At 39.2% G+C, this 16,818-nt stretch carries 23 protein-coding genes; 17 read left to right on the top strand and 6 right to left on the bottom strand.

Going from position 1 to position 16,818, the window contains the following annotated elements; all coding sequences use genetic code 11:
• Positions 1–105 precede the first annotated feature (105 nt).
• On the bottom strand, positions 106–465 hold the full coding sequence (locus tag ACFQWC_RS08325) for a YugN family protein (protein ID WP_299740606.1): 360 nt from the start codon (positions 463–465) through the stop codon (positions 106–108).
• 251 nt (positions 466–716) lie between these two features.
• Here ACFQWC_RS08325 and ACFQWC_RS08320 point away from each other — a divergent pair, with 251 nt between their 5' ends.
• Both ACFQWC_RS08320 and ACFQWC_RS08315 read left to right on the top strand, forming a co-directional pair.
• Positions 717–1,151: a CBS domain-containing protein gene (locus tag ACFQWC_RS08320; RefSeq protein WP_299740607.1), complete on the top strand. Its 435-nt coding sequence runs from the start codon at positions 717–719 to the stop codon at positions 1,149–1,151.
• Positions 1,152–1,361: 210 nt separating this feature from the next.
• Positions 1,362–2,411, top strand: a complete 1,050-nt coding sequence (locus ACFQWC_RS08315; RefSeq protein WP_299740609.1) for a CAP domain-containing protein — start codon at positions 1,362–1,364, stop codon at positions 2,409–2,411.
• Between the two features lie 65 nt (positions 2,412–2,476).
• Here the strand turns inward: ACFQWC_RS08315 and ACFQWC_RS08310 are convergent, their stop codons facing one another.
• Entirely contained in the window at positions 2,477–2,965 is a 489-nt protein-coding gene (locus ACFQWC_RS08310) for a PaaI family thioesterase (protein WP_299740611.1), read from the bottom strand.
• A gap of 168 nt (positions 2,966–3,133) precedes the next feature.
• On the opposite strand from ACFQWC_RS08310, the gene ACFQWC_RS08305 reads away from it, so the two are divergent.
• The 4 genes from ACFQWC_RS08305 to ACFQWC_RS08290 all read left to right on the top strand — a co-directional run bounded on the left by ACFQWC_RS08305 (position 3,134) and on the right by ACFQWC_RS08290 (position 4,933).
• Positions 3,134–3,550 carry a YlbD family protein gene (locus ACFQWC_RS08305; RefSeq protein ID WP_299740613.1) on the top strand — a complete coding sequence of 139 codons (417 nt, stop codon included), beginning with the start codon at positions 3,134–3,136 and terminating at the stop codon, positions 3,548–3,550.
• Positions 3,551–3,564: 14 nt separating this feature from the next.
• Positions 3,565–3,807, top strand: a complete 243-nt coding sequence (locus tag ACFQWC_RS08300; RefSeq protein WP_044337507.1) for a YlbE-like family protein — start codon at positions 3,565–3,567, stop codon at positions 3,805–3,807.
• Positions 3,808–3,931: 124 nt separating this feature from the next.
• A complete protein-coding gene (locus ACFQWC_RS08295; protein WP_052504421.1) occupies positions 3,932–4,327 on the top strand; it encodes a hypothetical protein in 396 nt (131 codons plus the stop codon).
• 159 nt (positions 4,328–4,486) lie between these two features.
• Complete coding sequence (locus tag ACFQWC_RS08290; protein WP_299740619.1) at positions 4,487–4,933, top strand: YlbF/YmcA family competence regulator; 447 nt, start codon at positions 4,487–4,489, stop codon at positions 4,931–4,933.
• Between the two features lie 43 nt (positions 4,934–4,976).
• On the opposite strand, the gene ACFQWC_RS08285 is transcribed toward ACFQWC_RS08290, so the two are convergent.
• Positions 4,977–5,291, bottom strand: a complete 315-nt coding sequence (locus ACFQWC_RS08285) for a hypothetical protein (RefSeq protein ID WP_299740621.1) — start codon at positions 5,289–5,291, stop codon at positions 4,977–4,979.
• Positions 5,292–5,429: 138 nt separating this feature from the next.
• Here ACFQWC_RS08285 and ACFQWC_RS08280 point away from each other — a divergent pair, with 138 nt between their 5' ends.
• Positions 5,430–5,705, top strand: coding sequence for a YlbG family protein (locus ACFQWC_RS08280; RefSeq protein WP_299740623.1), 276 nt, complete (start codon positions 5,430–5,432; stop codon positions 5,703–5,705).
• Positions 5,706–5,792: 87 nt separating this feature from the next.
• Here ACFQWC_RS08280 and ACFQWC_RS08275 read toward each other — a convergent pair whose 3' ends face one another.
• Positions 5,793–6,182 carry a DUF7147 family protein gene (locus tag ACFQWC_RS08275; RefSeq protein WP_299740625.1) on the bottom strand — a complete coding sequence of 130 codons (390 nt, stop codon included), beginning with the start codon at positions 6,180–6,182 and terminating at the stop codon, positions 5,793–5,795.
• A gap of 100 nt (positions 6,183–6,282) precedes the next feature.
• Between ACFQWC_RS08275 and ACFQWC_RS08270 the strand changes: the two genes are divergently transcribed.
• The 4 genes from ACFQWC_RS08270 to coaD all read left to right on the top strand — a co-directional run bounded on the left by ACFQWC_RS08270 (position 6,283) and on the right by coaD (position 9,442).
• On the top strand, positions 6,283–6,600 hold the full coding sequence (locus ACFQWC_RS08270; protein WP_341357849.1) for a hypothetical protein: 318 nt from the start codon (positions 6,283–6,285) through the stop codon (positions 6,598–6,600).
• A gap of 87 nt (positions 6,601–6,687) precedes the next feature.
• Positions 6,688–8,097, top strand: a complete 1,410-nt coding sequence (locus ACFQWC_RS08265; protein WP_299740629.1) for a hypothetical protein — start codon at positions 6,688–6,690, stop codon at positions 8,095–8,097.
• A 261-nt stretch (positions 8,098–8,358) separates the two neighbouring features.
• A complete protein-coding gene (rsmD, locus tag ACFQWC_RS08260) occupies positions 8,359–8,916 on the top strand; it encodes a 16S rRNA (guanine(966)-N(2))-methyltransferase RsmD (RefSeq protein ID WP_341357850.1) in 558 nt (185 codons plus the stop codon).
• Positions 8,917–8,944: 28 nt separating this feature from the next.
• Positions 8,945–9,442 carry a pantetheine-phosphate adenylyltransferase gene (gene coaD / locus ACFQWC_RS08255; RefSeq protein ID WP_299740633.1) on the top strand — a complete coding sequence of 166 codons (498 nt, stop codon included), beginning with the start codon at positions 8,945–8,947 and terminating at the stop codon, positions 9,440–9,442.
• Positions 9,443–9,531: 89 nt separating this feature from the next.
• Here the strand turns inward: coaD and ylbJ are convergent, their stop codons facing one another.
• Positions 9,532–10,752: a sporulation integral membrane protein YlbJ gene (gene ylbJ, locus ACFQWC_RS08250; protein ID WP_341357851.1), complete on the bottom strand. Its 1,221-nt coding sequence runs from the start codon at positions 10,750–10,752 to the stop codon at positions 9,532–9,534.
• Positions 10,753–10,929: 177 nt separating this feature from the next.
• On the opposite strand from ylbJ, the gene ACFQWC_RS08245 reads away from it, so the two are divergent.
• On the top strand, positions 10,930–11,709 hold the full coding sequence (locus ACFQWC_RS08245) for a patatin-like phospholipase family protein (protein WP_299740638.1): 780 nt from the start codon (positions 10,930–10,932) through the stop codon (positions 11,707–11,709).
• A 4-nt stretch (positions 11,710–11,713) separates the two neighbouring features.
• A complete protein-coding gene (locus ACFQWC_RS08240) occupies positions 11,714–12,757 on the top strand; it encodes a SepM family pheromone-processing serine protease (RefSeq protein WP_299740640.1) in 1,044 nt (347 codons plus the stop codon).
• A 36-nt stretch (positions 12,758–12,793) separates the two neighbouring features.
• On the opposite strand, the gene ACFQWC_RS08235 is transcribed toward ACFQWC_RS08240, so the two are convergent.
• A complete protein-coding gene (locus tag ACFQWC_RS08235; RefSeq protein ID WP_299740642.1) occupies positions 12,794–14,005 on the bottom strand; it encodes a nucleotidyltransferase in 1,212 nt (403 codons plus the stop codon).
• A gap of 239 nt (positions 14,006–14,244) precedes the next feature.
• Between ACFQWC_RS08235 and ACFQWC_RS08230 the strand changes: the two genes are divergently transcribed.
• From ACFQWC_RS08230 to ACFQWC_RS08215, 4 genes are all read left to right on the top strand, one after another.
• Positions 14,245–14,787, top strand: coding sequence for a YceD family protein (locus ACFQWC_RS08230; RefSeq protein WP_299740644.1), 543 nt, complete (start codon positions 14,245–14,247; stop codon positions 14,785–14,787).
• Positions 14,788–14,851: 64 nt separating this feature from the next.
• On the top strand, positions 14,852–15,025 hold the full coding sequence (gene rpmF / locus ACFQWC_RS08225) for a 50S ribosomal protein L32 (RefSeq protein WP_044337494.1): 174 nt from the start codon (positions 14,852–14,854) through the stop codon (positions 15,023–15,025).
• A gap of 130 nt (positions 15,026–15,155) precedes the next feature.
• Complete coding sequence (locus ACFQWC_RS08220) at positions 15,156–15,914, top strand: enoyl-CoA hydratase/isomerase family protein (protein ID WP_377106850.1); 759 nt, start codon at positions 15,156–15,158, stop codon at positions 15,912–15,914.
• A 137-nt stretch (positions 15,915–16,051) separates the two neighbouring features.
• Complete coding sequence (locus ACFQWC_RS08215) at positions 16,052–16,666, top strand: RsfA family transcriptional regulator (RefSeq protein WP_299740649.1); 615 nt, start codon at positions 16,052–16,054, stop codon at positions 16,664–16,666.
• Positions 16,667–16,818: the final 152 nt, after the last annotated feature.

The raw sequence follows: 16,818 nt of genomic DNA, 5'->3' as shown, positions 1-16,818 counted from the left end.
ACGTTCTATCGAATGTTGAATAGGGGAGATTGAAGGATAGGTCCACTCTAAATGAGACATAGAAAAAGACTGTCTGAAGATAGACAGTCTAATCATAATCAGATATTACCAAGCGAAGTTCGTTGCTTCTTTTTTGACATCTGCAATAAGTTTTTCACAAGAAGTGACCAGGTGTTTAGGGAATTCTTCACCTTCACCGTATTCTACACCATGTGGATAATAGTGCTTACCTAATAGTGGGGTCATTAATTGAATAACGGCGTCATGCTTACCGATATCTCCTTCAACAGCAAGACCTTGAATTCGTAAATAGAAAATACCTTCTCTAATTTCGAATTTGCGATCGTATGTTACTCTTTCGTAATCCCATTGACCTGCACGAACAAGACCATGAGATTCCATGATTTCGTCTAATCGGTTTAAATCCACTTTTAAGCTTTCAAATTCTGTTCCTTCAAAACGCATAATAATTCCCTCCTATATTGTCTGGCATGATGGCTATGGAGCCCACATGCTATACGTATGGTAGAAGCATTTATATCGGTGTATGTACAATGATACTAATGCGGTATTTCTCATTCTTAATAATAGTGGAAAAACCTTTATCTTGCAATGTCTTGCATCATTTGATTATGTCATTTTTATAAAAGGTGAATATCCTTCAGGAGAAAGTGAAAAATATAGAAAGTGATTCTGAACGCATGAGGAGGATAAATATGACCAAAATCAAGGAAATAATGACAAAAGACGTTGAAACCTGTTCATTACTGGACAATGTCTATGAGGTTGCTCTTAAAATGAAGGAACATAATGTAGGATCCATTCCCATCGTGGATGGTGAAAAGATTGTTGGAATGATGACAGACCGGGATATCGTCCTCCGCTGTATTGCTGAAAAACACCCAGCTTCATCAAAGGTAGAGGACATTATGAGTACACACTTAATAACCATTGGCCCTGAGAGCGAAGCAGAAGAAGCGGCTCATATCATGGCCGAGCATCAGATTCGCAGACTCCCTATTGTCGATGGAGACCGATTGCTCGGGATGGTCTCTTTAGGTGATTTTGCTATAAGGGAATCACTGGGCAGACAGGCCTACGTTGCGTTAGAAAATATATCTGAATCGAATTTCAGAAATAAACCGTTTTAATCTTGAGGAGATGATCTTTGATCATCTCTATTATAATTGGGACAGAAACCTCTCCCATTAGAGATTCATTTGTTTTAGAACGAATGAAAATATGCTATCCTTTATACTAGACTGAAGTTTTAGAATCATAAACAATGGTATAATAAATCTAGCATTTGCAGCATATCTTGGTAGAGAAAGTAGAGAGGAGGGAAATTTCTGAGAACAGTTTTGCGTATTTTGATCATTCTTGTCATTATCTTATTTATTGGTATTTATCAAGGTCAAAAACAAGAAAATGAACCTCTAAAAGGACCAGAAACCCAAACTCTTAAAGAAGACAACGAAAACCAATTAAACCAATCAATTGAAACACCTGGTGAACGTCCTACATCCGGTTTATCAACGTGGATTGGTAAAGATACGAAAAAGGTAACAGTAGCATTTGGAGAGCCGGAACGGGTTGAACCAAGCTCCTATGGTTATGAATGGTGGATCTACCCGATTTCGGATAAACAGTACATACAAATGGGCGTTAATAATCATAAAGTCGTTACGTTGTTTGCCATTGGGAATCAAGTGGATGTGGCCCCTTATAAATTGGGGCAAAGTTTAGAAGACATTTACCGTTTTACCATTGTTGATTCCGAAATCGTGGTAAATGATGATTCAGGGGCTTATCAATTTGAATTGAATGAAGAAGATCTGAATACAAGGTTACTCATATCTCTTGGAGATATTTATGCCCAGCTTTATTTAGACAAATTCACCGGTAAGCTTACGAGTATCCGCTTTCTGGATAGCCAGACATTGATTGAGATGCATCCATATGAAATGATGTATCGAGGGGAACTGGCAGAAGAACAGGAGCCGAGTGAAGATGAATGGGATAAAGTGAATGGTGCCAGTGAAAAGCAGATCTTTGATATTACAAATGTGCTCAGACATCAATTTGAGGAAGATATCCTAAAATGGGATGAAGAAACGGCAAAGGTAGCAAGAGGTCATAGTAAAGAAATGTATGAAAAGGAATATTTCTCCCATGATTCACCTACATCTGGAAACCTTTCCGAGCGTCTAGAAAGTGAAAATGTTATGTTCAATACAGCAGGGGAAAACATTGCTTCTCAGTACGCCGATGCTCCTGAAGCCGTTCATGGCTGGCTGAATTCTGAAGGGCATCGAAAGATTTTATTGGAACAAAAATTCACCCATCTTGGTGTAGGAGTATACAAAAGGTACTACACTCAAAACTTTATAGAAAAAGTCGAAAACGAATAATAAAAAGGTTGATTCTCCAATGCCGAATGGGGAATCAACCTTTTCTTTTGTCTTATAAGGCTCGTTTACTGCTTCTTTTTGAATATAAAAAAGGAACCTGTAGAATGAGCAACAATCTTACCGTCCGAACTTACAACTTTCCCATCCACAACAATTGTCTTACTGCCTTGATGAACCACTGTTGCATGAGCAGTTAATCGTTCTCCTACACCCGGGGCCAAGTAGTGAACGTTTAAATTTGTCGTTACGGCCCCATAATCCTCTGGAAGCATCATATTGGCTAATGTCCCCATAGCTGAGTCTACCAAAGTAGCCGTTACTCCTCCATGAACGATCTCCAGTGAATTATATGTAACTGGGGTGATCGGAATACTTATTTCGAAATTCCCATCTTTCACTTCACGGTCCATAGCAAATATTCCGCCAATGATTGACCCATTTTCCTTTTCTTTCTTCCTTTTAACCCCTTCTAAAAGCTGCTTCATGATAAGCAGTTCCTCATCCGTTGCAGCTGAAAGACATTCATCAAATAACTGTTGTACCCGTTCTTTCATCATCATACATCCTTTTCTTTATTCACAGCCGCCTGTCCTTGGAAACTGTTTGTTGAAAATCATCACTATATACTTGTAAATATTACTACAAAAAGGAATGTATCACCATTCTTTTCGATCCTTCATAAAGTATAGTAGGTAGATGCCTGTAATGGAGGTGTTCATAAAATGGGTAAATCATTACACCCTAAGGTAAAAGAGTTTAAAGGATTTGTGAGAAAGCATCCGAAAATTGTGAAAGATGTGCGGAATGGTGATGCCAATTGGCAGGATCTCTTTGAAGACTGGTACTTACTGGGGGAAGATGATACAAGGTGGGATAAGTATAAAGACGAAGCTGCGAAAGAATCAACCCCAACCAACCAGGGAAGTAAAAGCGGCTGGATGGATCAAGTTGGAGATATGGTGAAAAAAATGGACGCTAATCAATTGCAACAACATATTAACAACTTAAGTGAAGCCTTGGGAGCCGTGCAAGGGGTACTTAGTCAATTTCAGTCAAATAACAATAGGGGATCAGGAACGGCAACGAAAACTGAAACACCATCTAAACCCTCCCATCCATTTTCATTCCGGAAAGATTAGGAGGGTGATTAATAATGCGAGCAGACATTATTGAGTATATTTATGCCAAAGAAGATCTGAAATTATTTTTAAGGGATCAGCCACAGTGGTATCGTACACTTTCTCGAAATCCCAATGAATTAGAGAAATTCGAAATAGCGTCCATCAACCATTTTCAAAAGACGATTCCTCATCGCGTACAAAAATTCTCAAACGGAGTCCAAATGGCTTCCATGATGATCAGTATGTTTCAATCAATGAATAGTGCCGATAGTTGAGGTGCTATTTTTTTTGAGGTTGGTAAATGGCTCTGCATCATACTTCATCACAAACACCTATCAATTATTTTGAGTAAAATTCGTGTGGATTGGGCAAGGCTATTAGTAAGGAGTGGTGTACACGATGAAGAAAATCATTTTTCTATCCATTGCGTTACTTATTGTATTAAGTGGCTGTAAGGAAAAAATGCCAGAACCAGAAAGCTTTACGTTCACTAAAAAAGTTGAAGCAGCGAACACTGAGCAAAAGCCTCTTTCCATCAAACATATGGTACAAGGAAGTCAAGTATATATTGAATGTATCGTTCCCAATGTAACTTTCACTTCTGAAAAAAGCGGAGCGAAAAAAGGGAAGATTGTCGTTCGTTCAAATACAGGGAATTTGTATAAGGAGTATCATACAGCTGCCTTTGTTGTAAAAGGGTTACCAAAAGGTGTACATCTTCTCAACGTGGAAATAGTAGGGACGAATAACAAACCTTTAGGGATGAAAAAGCAGTTTTATGTGACGATTCAATAGTGTTTATGGATCTGCCGCCGTGAAAACTATTTCACGGCGTTTTTTTCTTTAGGATGAATGAGCCCAGCATTTCATTAAGTGAGCAAGTCTAATAAATCAATTTGCATATTCGCTTCCTTTCGTGAAACATGTTAAAATGACTTTACGGAGGTGAGCATTATGCTTGCTACTATAGAAAGAATGGAAATATTGGATTCAGCTGACGAATTATCTCAGTGGATTTTAGAATCTGATGTGGCAGAAAATTATCGTAAGTCTTTATATAAACTTCGCAACAATTCTGAAACTCAACGAAAAATACAAACCTTTTCGCGAATGAAAGAAAGTTACGAAGAAGTTCAACGCTTCGGACGTTACCACCCGGACTACAAAACCATCATGAAGGAAATCCGTGAAGTGAAAAGAGAAATGGACCTTGATGAGAATGTAGCGGAGTTCAGAAGAGTGGAAAACGAGCTGCAAGATCTCCTTGATCAGGTGAGCCTGCTAATCGGCCATTCCGTATCTAAAAATGTAAAGGTTCCTTCAGGGAATCCTTTCTTCTCAAGCGGAGGATCCTGCGGGGGAGGCTGCGGTTCTGGCGGAAGCTGCGGCTGTTCAGCGTAAACAAGTCGAAAGAAGAGCGGGCGATGTGTCCGCTCTTCTTTTATTACTGCCTTAACCGAACACAATCCACGCAGAGGTTCCCGCAGCAAAACATCTTTTCCTGGGGAACATAAAACCGGTGGCGATATACATATATTGATTCTTCTTCCCTGAAAAAGATCGTATCAGAATGCAATCTCTTTCCCCGCATCGCTCTAGCCGACCACTTTTTAATGGAGTACTCGATGTCGCTTTTCTCTTTATTGGATTGTATATAGATGAATGGAATGCCTGCGCTCCATTTTACACGGGCATCCTCAATCCCGTCTTCTTGTCGAAGCTGATCGATAAAAAAGTCCCAAATCACATTTAAGTCCATGGTGGCCCTCCGTTTTCTACTTCATTATGTAGTATTCACTGTACGCTTATTTAATGTAAGTTAAGACCATTACATATTGCTTACCCCCACATTATTATGCTAGACTTATAAAAAAGTGATTCCTAGAGGGGAAACTATATGTTAACAGAGAGACAAGGTTTAGTTGTTTGGTTACATAGTTTGAAGCATGCCAAGTCCCTGAGACGATTTGGGAATGTTCACTATGTTTCAAAGAAAATGAAATATGTTGTACTTTATTGTAATCAGGATGAAATTGACTCTGTAATGGAACGAATAGCTACCTATTCATATGTGAAAAAAGTAGATCCTTCATTTAAGCCATTTATTAAGTCTGTTTTTGAAAATTCCCGCCCCGATAAGGCGAAGGAATATGATTACAAAATGGGATTTTAATGTTTGCTGCCAAAGACTGTTGTTTTGGCAGCTTTTTTCTTAAGTATGAATAGCTCCCCGTTCAAAAAGCTGCACGATTAACATACCTTATTGTAAAGGCAGTATATAATGATTCAAGCGCAGTATCGCAATCAGATGTTGATAGTACAATGCCTTTTCTGGATATAAAGTGGATGGTTTAACATCCATTTGGATAATGACCTTGTCTAATTCCTTAGCTGTTTCTTCAAAAAGGGAGTAGCGCTGGTTCGGTGTGATGTTCGGGTTTGGAATTCCTTCCCTGCACACATAGATTGCTTGGAATTTCCCCTGTTCTGTAGGTTTCATCACAAGAGCCAGGGATGAAACGGCCCGATTCTTTACAATTGTATGAAATGTCATCATATGCTGTAATCGTTCTTTATTAGCTTTTGCTAGCTCCATTAGTTCATAAATATCTGAATATCCTTCTCCTAATTCTATAAAACGTTGAATCATTCATTCAATCTCCTTTTCTTACCGAGTTTATCAATTCCTTATTATTTCAAACATATAGTCATAAGTAAAGATTCTAAAATAACTTATAGGGGTGATCGTGATGGTATGGTTATTTCTTTTTATCGTCCTGGGGTTATCATGTTTGTATGTAATGGGTGGGAGGCTTGAAAGGAAAGAGATTGTTGAGATAAAGAATAGTGATTCTTTTATCGTGTCAGCGATCCTATCCACACTGGCGGCTCACGGAATCTTATCCCTCATAGAAGAAAATGAACTGCAAAACTCTACTCTTGAAGGTTTACAAGAAACTCTTATCGGTAATGGTTTGGTCGATAAAAGTGAATGGAATCATTTACTGAGCGATCATTTAGGCGACTCCCCTTTTCTTACAGACAGTAAAGATCTGGATATTGTATGAATAAATGGCAATATCCTTAAAATATTCCACAATTAGCTGCTGGAATCTGCTATTCTTTATGTAGCAGACGGAGTTAAGGAGTATGGTATGAAACGCATTCTATTTACATTTGGTCTACTTATGGTACTGATTAGTTTTAGCATTCTTTTCTTTCAATGGATGGGGTTTACGACGGAAAGTGCCGAAGAGTCCGGTGCAGTAAAGGTGAATCAGTCTTATTCCATTACGCATACGGGAGACGAATTCATTGTTACTCAAACCATTCATTTTTTATCATCGATCCCTGAACGTATATCAATTGAGTGGCCAGATCATGCAAGGGATTTTTTATGTGTCAATGACAGAGGGGAAGATTGTTTCACAAAAGAAGACGGGGAATTCTTATTAAGTAATCTCTATGATGACCTACAGGAGATCACGATTACCTATACATTCGAACAGCCACTTAATGCAGAAGTAATGTTAGTAAAAGATTGGCATCCCACACTTTCCTCTGTTTTTACAATAAATACGGATATTCAAATAACAGAAAAGAGCTTCAGGACTGGAAAATGGATAACAGGATATAAATCTGCCAGCCATAAAAAAATGAAATATATTGATTACTATTCCTTCAGCGGTGGAAGTGAGCCTTCCGCTTTATATTGGACAGAAGAGACGATGTTAGAAAAAAAATCATCTACAGTGAGAATGTTGTACGACACGACGGTCATCAAAGATATCGGTATGGCTTCCCTGAGTTCCTTTGAAGGATTTGTGACCGTCATCATGACGAACAAAATAAAGCCCTATCAATCTCCATATTTGATTGTGAGGAACACAGCTGAAGAGGAGCTCCTGGATGATGTGAAAGGCGGCTTACTGTATCAACAGTATGCTTCCACTGATGAAGAGGTTTGGCTCAAAGAGTTTATTGTTGGCATCATCTTAAAAAAACAACCGCACACTTCAAATTCCGCATGGGCGTATAAGGAATTAATTGAAGGACTAACCTCCTCCCAATTGGATGCATTTAAGCGAAGAATTGAAGGGGAAAAGACAAAATCGGTCGATGCATTAAAATTAGATATGATTTTAGGAGCGGTTACAGGCTTTGAATCTACATTTTTTAATGAAAGTGCAAAAGGAAGAAAGAATGTCCCAATGGTTCTTAAAAACGATCACCCGGTGTTCATCAATAAGAAATCCCATAACCTGTCTTACATTTCTTATAAACAGAAAGAGTTAATTCAATTTCCACAAGCAGTGAGGGCTCTTGGACTGGATATAAAAGAGATTCAGCCCAACGTATTTTTCACATCGATAAACGGAAATACATTCAGGTTTTATGTGAATGAAGATTATTTTATTTATAATGAAGAAAATTACGGCTTATTAACGAAGCCTGTGCAAACGGTTGGAGGCTCCATTTATATGGATGTTCACTGGTTTGAGAAATTGTTTAATGTAAAAGTGGTGAATAAAGGAAATTCAATCGAAATTAAAGAAGAAATGTAAAAAGCCCTGCAGAAATTCTGCAGGGTCCTTCTATATCCATTTCTGGAAAGAAGGCAAAGGGAGAGGAGAAACCGGAGGAAGAACTTATGGGGAATCGTAAGTCTTCTCCGCGGTTGGCAACAACATCAGTTAGGATGCTGTTACTTCCATTATCACCTATCAAAATGATTTTATACATTTTTGGAACAATTTCAGTATGTAGCGATATCTGTCGAGATATGATAGGATAGTGAAGAAAAAATACATATATGGTGGATGATTATGAGAGTAATATCAGGTACGTTAAAAGGTAGACCGTTGAAAGCTGTTCCTGGTAGTGGAACACGGCCGACAACAGATAAGGTGAAAGAGTCTATATTTAATATGTTAGGTCCCTACTTTGAAGGGGGATCAGGATTGGATTTGTTTGCAGGAAGCGGTGGACTAGGAATAGAAGCTCTAAGTCGGGGGCTTGATTCTGTTATATTCGTAGACCGTGATGCAAAAGCATTTCAAACCATTAAGGCAAACCTCCAGGATTGTGACTTAATGGACCAGAGCGAAGTGTATCGGAATGAAGCAACGAGGGCATTAAAGGCGATTTTAAAAAGAGAGTTAACCTTTGATTATATTTTCTTGGATCCTCCTTATAAACAGCAGAAGCTTCAACACCTCTTGGAATTCATCGATGAGCACAATCTTCTAAATGAAAGCGGTTACGTCATGTGTGAACATGGCTCGGATATTACATTGGAAGACAGAGCCGGGGGCTTGAAGAAAGTAAGGGAAGAAACGTATGGAATCATAAGGATCTCCATTTTTTCGAAGGAAAACGATTGAAGATACTAAATATACTGGGGGTAAAAAGATGACGAGCATAGCAGTTTGTCCGGGAAGCTTTGATCCCATTACATATGGACATTTAGATATTATTACACGAGGCGCAAAGGTTTTCGATCAAATTTATGTAGTGGTCTTAAATAACTCTTCTAAAAAACCTTTATTCTCTGTAGATGAAAGAATTGAATTGATTCGTGAGGTTACCGGGGACATTCCAAATGTAGTGGTCGATTCCTTTCAAGGGCTTTTAGTAGATTACGCAAAAAAAGTGAATGCGAAAGCGATTATTAGAGGGTTGCGTGCGGTATCAGATTTTGAATATGAGATGCAGATCACGTCCATGAATAGGGTTTTAGAAGATGATATCGAGACGTTCTTTATCATGACGAATAATCAATACTCTTTCTTGAGCTCGAGTATTGTAAAAGAAGTGGCTAAGTATGGAGGTAACATTTCGGAATTAGTCCCGAAGCGTGTGGAAGAATCGTTAAAGGAAAAATATAATGAATTAAATAAGCCTGAATAATTAAACAGGGTTGATCCAGGTGTCTAAACCTTAACTTACACATGATGTGAAAAGTAAACCGGCATAGGCAAAAGGATCAACCCCTTTCTTTATTTATACACTTGTCTTCTTGCATACAGAACGATATAGAGAATCAAACTGAAAATCGTGATCACTGGTCCTGCAGTCTTAAACCAATATAGCATTTCCGTCCAGAATGCATTATTCTTCATTGCGAATACGGGTATGGCATTTGAGAGCTGCTCATCGGAAAATCTCTCATATATCGGCTTCCAAATCAGGATGGTCGTGATGGACGCGGCTATTCCGTGAACAAAACGGGCATAGAAAAAAGGTTTGAACCGTATATCGGTTTCGGCTAATATGCTTGCCACTTGTGCTTGGACACTAAATCCACTGAACCCTAATATAAAGCTTGTAATAATGGCTTGCTGAAGGAGAGTGGCTTCGTTTACTCCACTTGTCAGTTTTGAGCCTAACGTAATTTCAAATAAGCCGGATATAAAAGGAATACTTAATTGCTCTGGTAATTGAAGCAGAATAAATAAAGTTGACAACCCTTCTGCAAAAAAGGTCGTAATGTGAAGATGGTAAAGCATTTTATTAATGACCGAAAATAAGATAATGAAACCACCGATCATTAGTAAGGTTTGAATAGAAGAGGTGACAGCATCTCCCAAGAGTTTACCTATAGGGCGCTTATCTTGCAGTCTTGTGCGATGAAGGGCAGAAAAGGCTTCCCGAATGATAAAGCCCTTTTTTCTGGGAGAGCGATTCCTCATTTCTTCCTTTTCTTTTCCACCATAGAACCTCATGACGACACCTACACAGATGTTTCCAATATAATGAGCGGCAGCTAAAACAATGCCAAGGGTAGCGTTTTGAAAGAAGCCGACTGACACAGCTCCAAATATGAATAAAGGATTGGAAGAGTTCGTGAAGGAAACAAGGCGCTCTGCTTCCAGTTTGGTGATTTGTTCTTCTTGTCTCAGGCGAGCCGTCAATTTGGCTCCCGATGGAAACCCGGATGCCATTCCCATTGCCCACACAAACCCTCCGACTCCGGGGACCCGAAATAATGGCCTCATCAAGGGCTCCAGAATGACCCCGATAAACCTGACCACCCCAAATCCAATCAACATTTCAGACACGATAAAAAATGGCAGTAAGGAAGGGAAAACGATCTCCCACCACATATCTAATCCACGTATGGACGCCTCAAGAGATTCTCCGGGCATTATGATGAGAGATACCGCAAACACCGTCACGCTTATGGATAAAGCCAAGGTTTTGATTTTCGATTTGAACAACCGGACTTCCCCCTCGTATGAAATAAGTTCCTTCTATATCAATTCCTTGTGAAATGGGAAAAGAATGATAAAATGGGATTAATTCAACTTGTCCTCATATTATTCAATATACTCATACATAATTGAAATAGACCATATGATGAAATGTACCGATAACTCGGGAAAAGGGGGAAGGGCATGGAGAGACCGAAAATTGGATTAGCCCTCGGCTCGGGTGGGGCAAGAGGTTTTGCACATTTAGGCGTGTTAAAGGCATTTGATGATGCGAAGATTCCGATTGATATGATAGCAGGAAGCAGTATGGGTGCTTTGGTCGGCTGCTTTTATGGGGTAGGGCATAAGATGGAAGACCTTTACAAGCTTTCTACCACCTTCAGAAGAAAATATTATTTAGACTTTACCGTTCCGAAGATGGGATTTATTTCGGGTAAACGGATAAGAGAATTCATTCGGCTTTTTACACATAATAAAAATATTGAAGATTTAAACATCCCCGTAAGTGTAGTCGCTACAGACATAACAAATGGTGAAAAAGTGGTATTTACGACGGGACCTGTTTCAAGTGCGGTTCGGGCAAGTATTGCGATTCCAGGTATATTTGTACCTGAAAGAATAAACGGCCGTTTACTCGTGGACGGAGGAGTCATTGACCGGGTACCCGTTTCGGTTGTAAAAGAGATGGGGGCCGACATCGTCATAGGAGTCGATGTATCTCATGTGAAACGTAATGCAGAAATCACAACGATCTATGATGTGATTATGCAAAGCATCGATATCCTTCAACTAGAAATCGTCGCACACAGGGAATTTGCCTCCGACTTTATGATAAGACCCCATGTAGAAATGTACAGTACCAGAGCGTTCAAAAATATTGAAGAAATTATAGATATGGGAGAGGAAGAGGCAAAGAAGGTTATTCCTTCTATTCAGAAAGTTTTAGATAATTGGAAGGAGTAAGAACATGAAAACGAAAACATTAATTAGAACCTTAGTCATCATGACCATTTTTATGGTTGCTACATCCTTTTATTATCTTCCATTCTATGTAACGAAGCCGGGAGGTGCACATGAACTGGATCCGATCGTAGAAGTGAAGGATGGATATGAGGATGAAGGTGAATTAATGCTTACAACCGTCAGGATGGGTAGAGCAAATATCTATGCCTATCTTATTGCCAGCATAAAAAAATACGAATATATATTTCCTGTTGAAGAAATCAGAAGTCCTCATGAAAGTGACGAGGAATATAATCTTCGTCAACTTCACCTTATGGCCGACTCTCAAAACCATGCCATTGAAGTGGCCTTCAAAAAAGCAGGTAAACCCTATGAATACACATATAAAGGTATCTATGTCTTAAATATTTACCCGTCGATGCCAGCCGAGGAAGTTTTGATGCCTGGTGATCGTATTACAGCCGTTGATGGGAATGCATTTCAATCATCAGAGGAATTCATTGAATATGTGAGTAAGAAAAAAAGTGGGGATAGTGTGAAGATTACCTTCGTTCGGGATAAGGAAGAAATGGTGGAGACGATTTCCTTGGAGGCTTTCCCTGATATGCCCGATAAAGTAGGTCTTGGTATTACGCTGAGTGACGATAAAGACATCAAAACAGACCCACCGGTGGAACTGGATACTGAAGAGATTGGTGGCCCTTCCGCAGGATTGATGTTTAGCTTGGAGATTTATAATCAACTAACGAAGGATGACATTACGAAGGGTCATTCTATTGCGGGAACCGGGACGATTTCCGAAAACGGGGAAGTTGGACGCATTGGCGGTATAGAGCAGAAGGTCATTGCGGCTGACAAAGCGGGTGCAGAGTATTTTCTTGCTCCCCATGAAACGGTTACAAAGGAAATGAAAGAAAAATATCCTGATCTTGAATCGAACTATACTGCTGCCAAAAGAACAGCTGAAGACATTGGTACGGACATGAAAGTAATACCTGTGAAAACATTTGATGAAGCATTAGCATTTTTACAGACATTAGAAAAATAAACAAAGAGGCTGCCTTCTGTCAGCCTCTTTCTATTTCTATATCATAATTGGCGGTTGAGACCATTCTAGATGAAGCAGTTTTTTTCGGGCTGCCCCATTTTCTAAACCTAAAGAATAAATTTCAGCCGCTCTGACATCTAAAGCTATATCTTTTTGATTTGCACTTGAAAGCTTGCTGATTAAAGGCAAAGGCATTGCTTTTTTCTGATAATGGATAAATTCCCTCCCAGTTTTATTCATACCAAGCAGGCGAATATGGCGTGGGGAGTTGTGTCTGCTTCGCATTTCTTCCTTATTTGTATTGGTTAAAACATGAAGGAGCATTCGTTGAAGACGCGTCCATGTATATCGTTTTGTTTTAAGCTTCATCATGAATTCTTCAAAGGAAGCCGAGCTTTTAACAAACTCTATCATCCGATTCTCTATACCTTCTTCTATTTCATATATCTCCTTCAGTTCTTCTTTGCACGAAGAAAGAAGCTTATACTGCAAAAATGTCCAATAATTTTCCCATCTATGGAATCCCCCGTACTCAAGTTGGTACTGAGATAATTGATCAACAGATGTAGGGGGGAGATAAGAGTCGATCTTGATATCACCCTCACTGCTGAAAATATTTTTCCTGATGCTTGTAGCGCTCGCAATCGAAGGAGAAGAAAAATGTTCATCATGGTATCCAGCAGATTCCCTTGGGATGGTGAAAGCTTTCAATGATGAGTGAATCTGATTTCTTGCTTCCATATAATGAAATCCCAGTATATTATTCGGCTTACTTAGATCGATGACCGAGTCCCCGCTCCCGAGCATTTGGAAAGCTTTGGCCAACGCAGAAGGATAGCTCGTGCCTTCCTGGATGAACTCACTTATATATGTATCGTATTTCTTCCTATTAGCTTCGATGAATAGGACCGTTTTCTCGAAAGTATCGATATCTCCATCTTCACTGCCGAAACAAAAGCTTTCACACCCGATGGCATCAAGGAGTGAAATGGCTCCCCGTGAAAAAAATTCAGCATGCTGTGTGGCAAAGCTATAGGGAAGCTCAATGACAACGTCAACCCCTGCTTCTAAAGCCATTTTGGTGCGGGACCATTTTGATACCAGTGCCGGCTCTCCACGTTGCAGGAAATGCCCACTCATAACCGCAACCACTACATCAGCTCCTGTTGCCCTTCTCGTTTCCCTTAAATGATGTAAATGGCCATTATGAAAGGGATTATACTCTACTATTACTCCTGTTGCTTTCATGAAATTCTCCACATCCTTTCTAAGTCACAACTATCTGCTATGTAGTTCATTATATATGGAAATGATATAGATTCTCTCCTTTTATGACATAATCATAACTAATATTATAAAATATTTGAAAGTCCTTATATTTAAACGTTATAATTACAACACTATGGTTGTAAAGAGTGTAAAGAAAAAATATTGACAAACGGTATTATGAAAGCTATAATTACCTTTGTTGCCTTGAGGTGATTACATTGAAATGGTCAATAATACAATTACAAAAATTTAGAGACAAGGGACTTTCCATTGACGAAACAATTAATTTGGATGAATTGAAAAAAATCGATCCCCAAATTATAGAAGTCTCACCTATTCGAGTGTCTGGAAAGGCAGATATCGGTTCGAACCGGGTCACCTTCCATCTTCATATAGAAGGAAAGTTAGTATTACCTTGCTCAAGAACCCTTGTGGATGTTGATTTACCAGTTGACATTAAAACGATTGAAACCTATCTTCTAAATGAAACTGATTATGATCAGTATGAGGAAGAGGAAATACATCGTATTCAAGGTGATGTTATTGATTTAAAACCTGCTATAAGAGAATTACTATTACTTGAGATTCCAATGCAAGTAATCAGTGATGAAGCGAGAGAACAAGATGAGATGCCTTCAGGTAAGAACTGGGAAGTTCTGACGGAAGAACAAGCTTATCAAGTCGAACAAGAGGAAGAGAAGAAAGTTGATCCTCGTCTCGCTGAGTTAGCAAAACTTCTTGATCAAAACAAGAAATCTTAAAAGCGAAGTACCAGTTCGACTGGCTTCATAATGAGTATGAATCTCTTTTAAGGAGGTGGGAAGAATGGCAGTACCTTTTAGAAGAACATCTAAAACAGCAAAAAGACAACGTCGTACACACTTCAAACTACGTGTACCTGGTATGGTAGCATGCCCAAACTGTGGTGAAATGAAACTAGCACACCGTGTTTGTAAAGAGTGCGGAACGTATAAAGGTAAAGAAGTTGTAAACAAATAATATTGTTTACAGCAAAAAAAGCGTGAAAGAGGCCATGGCTCTTCACGCTTTTTTTATTGTCATTTTAAAGAAATGTCTGTTCATCTCATTTAGAAAACCATACACTAAAAGTATGAAAGGAGGGTCTGATTTGGGAGAATATATGATACATATGAATGAAGAAGGGATTCTGCAGTTTATCATCAACCGTCCGGAAAAACGAAATGCAGTGAGTTATGAAATTATGGCAGGACTCGAAAAAGCGCTAGATGAGTGTATTCAAAATGATCATGTGAAAGCGCTGCTTATTACTGGAAGTGGTGATCAGGCTTTTTGCTCCGGGGGAGATTTATCTCAATTTCATAACCTTAAAACAGAAAGTGAAAGTTATGGAATGCTCAGTAAAATGGGCAGCCTCATTATGAAACTAGCCTTCCTACCAAAACCTACAATCGCTTTTATTAATGGAACGGCGATTGGCGGAGGGTGTGAGATCGCCACTGCTTGTGACTTTAGAATCGCCAAAAGAACAACTAAGATGGGATTCGTTCAAGGGAATCTCGCCATTACCACAGGATGGGGAGGTGGGACCTTACTTCTTGAAAGGCTTTCAGCGTCTAATGCGCTTTCCCTGCTAATGACAGCAAGGGTGGAAGAAGCAGAAGTCCTTTATGATATGGGGTTTGTAGATGAACTAGTCGATGCCAATGTCCCAATCCATGAATTTCCCCTCATTAAATTGATCTCACAGAAATCAGAGGGAGTCTTGAGGGCATATAAGCAGCAACTTCTTGGGAAATGGGATAGAAAAAGAGTAGAAGAAAATATAATGAAGGAAATAAGCCAATGTTCAAAGCTATGGGCAAGTGATGAGCATCACGAGGCAGTGGAGAGATTCTTTAATAAATAGGTAAAGCATAATAAAAAGGAACCGGTGCCAGAAAGCCGGTTCCTTTTTGTATGCATTAAAAAAATAGTGGTGCAGATTCTATCTTCTCTAGTAAGAGCATATGATTGGATAAACTGGATCTTACAGGGGGGATGGAAATGTCTTCAAATAGGCAGGATGCATGGAGTCAAGATGAAGATGTGTTGTTAGCGGAAGTGGTATTACGCAATATACGAGAAGGTGGTACCCAGCTTCAAGCGTTTGAAGAGGTAGGAAGAAAACTATCAAGAACGTCAGCGGCTTGCGGCTTTCGTTGGAACTCATTTGTTCGTAAACAATATAAATCCGGAATCGAACTTGCTAAAAAACAAAGAAAGCAATCTAAAAAGGACTCTCCAATAGGTAAGGCAAATGAAGAAAATCAAGAAGTGCAAGTAGAGAGTTCACCAGAGCTTGAAGCTTCTGAAGTGTTTTCAATGGGGAGTATGATAAATTATCTTCAAAAAGCTGAAGATGCCGTTCGAAACGGGGAAAAAGTACGGAATGAAAATACTCAGCTTCATGGACAAATCTCTTATTTGAAAGAAAGGCTTCAAGAGGTTGAAGCTGAGTTGAAAGAGTATGAAGCAAAATTTAATCTTCTTGAAGAAGATCATAAGTCATTATTAGCTATTTTTGAAAAAGCAAGGAAAATGGCTCTTTTGCAAGGAAATGAAGACAAAGTGAAGTTTCAGATGGATAAAAACGGCAACCTTCAGCGATTGAATAAATGAAGAGAAAGATAGGCTGGCTAAATAAATTTATTTAGCCAGCCTATCTTAGTTAATTGATAATGGTTTTCGTAAGCTTTTCGCCTCTGAGCAAGCCGCCTCCGCTTTCGTTTTCATCCAGCTACGGCGGCTAGAGGCTCGAGGTCATAAGGCAG

The sequence above is a fragment of the Rossellomorea sp. GCM10028870 genome, from assembly GCF_042666755.1.
Lineage (GTDB): Bacteria > Bacillota > Bacilli > Bacillales > Bacillaceae_B > Rossellomorea.
This window is presented reverse-complemented; position numbering and strand designations above follow the sequence as displayed.